Origin of the sequence: Elstera litoralis (assembly GCF_000963705.1) — a bacterium.
Classification (GTDB): domain Bacteria; phylum Pseudomonadota; class Alphaproteobacteria; order Elsterales; family Elsteraceae; genus Elstera; species Elstera litoralis.
Window position 1 is genome coordinate 1 of sequence record NZ_LAJY01000040.1, and the last position, 3834, is coordinate 3834.

Below are 3834 nucleotides of genomic sequence, written 5' to 3' on the forward strand. Positions count from 1 at the left end.
TTGATTCAGAATAAAATAAAACTCACTTACGCGCTTATATATTTCATCCCCGACATAAGTTTCTCTCGGTGTCCATCTTAAAAGAGAATCAAGCCATTCAAAATATGATTCTAGATCTGACACATCTCTAAGCTCAGCAATATTATATTCACGAACATCCTTTAATGCGGCCTCAAAAAGTCTCGTCCAATTATTTTCCTCAATAAGGTCAGAAAGCTGCCTAACTACCGAATTTTTTATTCTATATGACGCCTCGACAAACATGAGACAACCTTTGAGAGAATTTTAGACAGCCGCTAGATATCTTGAGTTTCAAGATATGTCAATTAACACTTTATTAAACAAATATGTTCGGAAAATTACTCGCTCAGGGCCTCCGCTTGGAGGCGGCTGGATAGGGTGATCGTTATTTGAAATTATAATTACGCTCTACGATGGGTTCCCCCATCGTAGAGCGTCTGGGCGCATGCCCGGTAACGTCGTCTCTACCGCAACGACTGGCAGAACCGCTGAATACGTCGGCACGCTTCGGTTACAAGTTCGGTTGAGGTGGCGTAAGACAGGCGAAAATAGGGCTCCAACCCAAAGGCCGCGCCCTGCACCGCCGCAACGCCCTCGGCTTCCAGCAGGGCGGTGACGAAATCACTGTCGTTCTTAATCAGCTTGCCGCTCGGCGTGGTTTTACCGATGGTTCCGGCGCAGGAGGGGTAGACGTAAAACGCCCCGTCCGGCTTCATGCACGAAAGGCCCGGCGCGTCGTTGAGCAGATCGACACAAAGATCGCGGCGTTCGCGGAAAATTTCGTTCCGTTCGGCGAGAAAACCGAGATCGCCCGTCAAGGCCGCCACGGCGGCGGCTTGGCTGATCGAGGAGGGGTTGGAGGTCGATTGCGACTGAATCGTCGCCATCGCCTTAATCAGCGCCTTCGGGCCGCCCGCATAACCGATGCGCCAGCCGGTCATCGCATAGGCTTTCGAGACGCCATTGACGGTCAACGTCCGGTCGATCAACCCTGGTTCGACCTCGGCCAGTGTGCAGAACTGCCAATCGTCATAGGCGAGATGCTCGTACATATCGTCGGTCATCGCCCAGACGTGCGGGTGCTTCAGCAGCACATCGGCCAGCGCGCGGATTTCGGCGCGCGTATAGCCCATGCCGGTTGGGTTCGACGGGCTGTTGAGAATGACCCATTTCGTCTTCGGCGTGATCGCCGCGTCCAGCGCTTCGGCGGTCAGCTTGAAATGGGCATTCTCGCCGCACGGCACGATCACCGGCTCGCCGCCCGCCAGCAGCACCATGTCCGGGTAGGAGACCCAATAGGGCGACGGAATGATGACCTCATCGCCAGCATCGAGGCTCGCCATCAGCGCATTATAGAGAATCTGCTTACCACCGGTGCCGACCGTAATGTTCTCCGGCGTATAGGTAAGATTATTCTCGCGCTGAAACTTGGCGCAGATCGCCGCCTTTAGCGCCGCCGTGCCGTCGACAGCGGTATATTTGGTGTCGCCCTTCTGAATCGCCTCAATCGCCGCCGCTTTCACATGGTCGGGCGTATCGAAATCGGGCTCGCCAACGCTCATGGAAATAATATCCCGCCCCGCCGCCTTGAGGGCACGGGCGGTATCGGTCACGCCAATGGTCGGCGACGGTTTGATCCGGGACAGGCGGGCAGCAAGGAACGGCATGATCTTTCCTATTCGGTCAATGTACGGCACCACTCGCCCGCGCCTCCTCCCCTATCGGAAAACGGGCCGGTGTCTAGGCGCGACTGTGCGACGGGATTTTCGGGCACGCAATCCAGGAAATTGCCGTGAGGACAATGTTGCGCCAAGCGGGCATAGTGCCCTTCGCTTTTCTTATAGGAGTAAGGCAATGGCTAAAATTAATCATGTCGTCCTCTTCGGTTGGACCGCTGAGGCGACGGAGCATCAAAAGCAGGCCTGTGCCGAAGCGCTGGCCGGGCTGAAGGCCATAATCCCCGGCCTTCTCGCCTATTCGGGCGGCGACCAGAACAGCCCGGAAGCCCCCGGCCAGGGCATCGATTTCGGTTTCGTCATGACCTTCACCGATGCCGCCGCCCGCGACGCCTATCTGCCGCACCCCGACCACCAGCGGGTGATCCGCGAGTTTATCGCCCCGATTCTGCGGCAGGTGCAGGTGTTCGACTATGCCCTGACCGATTAGGGTTTCTTCGTTAAGGGATTGAGGCGCAGCACCCGCCCTTCCGCCGAATCGGTGAGCAGATAAATCAGCCCGTCCGGGCCTTGGCGCACGTCCCTGATACGCTCGCCCATCGCGTCCAGCAGCCGCTCTTCGCTGACCACCGTCTCGCCCTGAAGGGTCATGCGCACCAGCGCGCCGAACTTCAAGGAGCCGGTGAACAGGCTCCCCGTCCACCCCGGATAGGCTTTGCCCGTGTAAAACAACAGGCCGGAGGGGGCAATCGACGGGTCCCAATATTGCACTGGCTGCTCCATGCCGGGAGCTTTGGAGCCGATGCCGATTTTGGAGCCGTTGTAATCCTTGCCGAAGGTAATCACCGGCCAGCCGTAATTCTTGCCCGCTTGGGGGCGATTGAGTTCATCGCCGCCCTGCGCGCCGTGTTCGATGGTCCAGAGCTGCCCCGTCGCCGGGTTGATCGCCGCGCCCTGCACATTGCGATGCCCATAGGACCAGATCTCCGGCTTGGCATCCGACCGAGTGAGGAAAGGATTATCGCTCGGGGGGGAGCCGTCGCGGCGCACCCGCACGATCTTGCCGAGCGTGCTGGTGAGATCTTGAGCGCTGTCGCGGTAGGAAAAGCGGTCGCCGAGTGTGATGAACAGCGAAGCATCGGGGGCAAAAGCCAACCGCGAGCCGAAATGCGCCGTGCCATTCACTTTCGGCGATTGCCGGAAGATCACGCGCACGTCATCAAGCCCGCTTGCCGTCAGCGTGCCACGCGCCACCGCCGTTCCCGCCCCGCCGGGACCACCTTCACTGAAGCTGAGATAGACGAGCTTATTGTCGGCGAACTGCGGATCGAGCGCCACGTCCAGCAACCCGCCCTGCCCGCGCGCCACCACCTGCGGCACCCCCGTCAGCGGCTCCGACAAACGGCCATCGCGCGCAACGAGGCGCAACCGGCCGGGGCGTTCAGTCACAAGCAGTCGCCCATCGGGCAAAAACGCCATCCCCCACGGGTTTTCCAACCCTTTGGCGACGGTGACGACCTCGGCAATATTGGGAATCCGCGCGCTTGGCTCCGAAGGGGTTTGCCCTTGCGCCGGTACACCGATCAGCGCCCCCAGAACCCATCCGCCAATCATAAGCGCAAATCGCACGACCCTTCTCCTCTTCACAGCATCCTGAACGCGATAGGCCCATCCGTCCCCACATCCATCGAGAGACATAATCATAATTTTATTAAATTGTATCTTCAAAGCTATGTTTTGCACGGCCTCCCGCCTGCACCGAGCGCCCATGTCACAGGGGGCTCCGAGCGGGCTGAAAAGCAGATGGTCTGAAAACAGAGATAAGCCACCCCCCCGAATAAATAATATGCGAAATACCTCTTTTAAAAGGATTATTGAAAGGTTAAAATTCACCCAATTGCCGTTACTGCTAAAAAAACAAGCAGAATTGCTCTTGCGTCTGAAAGGGAACATCCATGTCGCAGCCGACAGCAACGCATCGTTTCCGCACCCAGCATAGTGAAATCGCCGATATTGTTAGCAAGATCGAGACTATTCTTACAAAACCCACCTGGAGTGCGCAGGCCCAAGATATTCGCCAGGCCTTCAGCGAACTCTCGGCCAAGTTACGCATTCATCTCGCGTTGGAAGATGATGT

The 3834-nt window shown here is 57.5% G+C and carries 4 protein-coding genes and 1 pseudogene; 2 read left to right on the top strand and 3 right to left on the bottom strand.

Features of this window, described 5'->3' with window-relative positions:
* Both VZ95_RS26550 and VZ95_RS02415 read right to left on the bottom strand, forming a co-directional pair.
* Positions 1 to 264: pseudogene (locus VZ95_RS26550) on the bottom strand (hypothetical protein); the annotation flags it as partial.
* Positions 265 to 485: 221 nt separating this feature from the next.
* Positions 486 to 1688, bottom strand: coding sequence for an aspartate transaminase (locus VZ95_RS02415; RefSeq protein WP_045774460.1), 1203 nt, complete (start codon positions 1686 to 1688; stop codon positions 486 to 488).
* A gap of 187 nt (positions 1689 to 1875) precedes the next feature.
* Here VZ95_RS02415 and VZ95_RS24965 point away from each other — a divergent pair, with 187 nt between their 5' ends.
* Complete coding sequence (locus VZ95_RS24965; protein WP_045774461.1) at positions 1876 to 2187, top strand: Dabb family protein; 312 nt, start codon at positions 1876 to 1878, stop codon at positions 2185 to 2187.
* On the opposite strand, the gene VZ95_RS02425 is transcribed toward VZ95_RS24965, so the two are convergent.
* On the bottom strand, positions 2184 to 3326 hold the full coding sequence (locus VZ95_RS02425) for a PQQ-dependent sugar dehydrogenase (RefSeq protein ID WP_232302447.1): 1143 nt from the start codon (positions 3324 to 3326) through the stop codon (positions 2184 to 2186). The two genes, VZ95_RS24965 and VZ95_RS02425, sit on opposite strands and share 4 nt — an antisense overlap.
* Before the next feature lie 326 nt (positions 3327 to 3652).
* Here VZ95_RS02425 and VZ95_RS02430 point away from each other — a divergent pair.
* Positions 3653 to 3834, top strand: a 182-nt coding sequence (locus VZ95_RS02430; RefSeq protein WP_045774462.1) for a hemerythrin domain-containing protein, incomplete at its 3' end; no start/stop codon positions are given.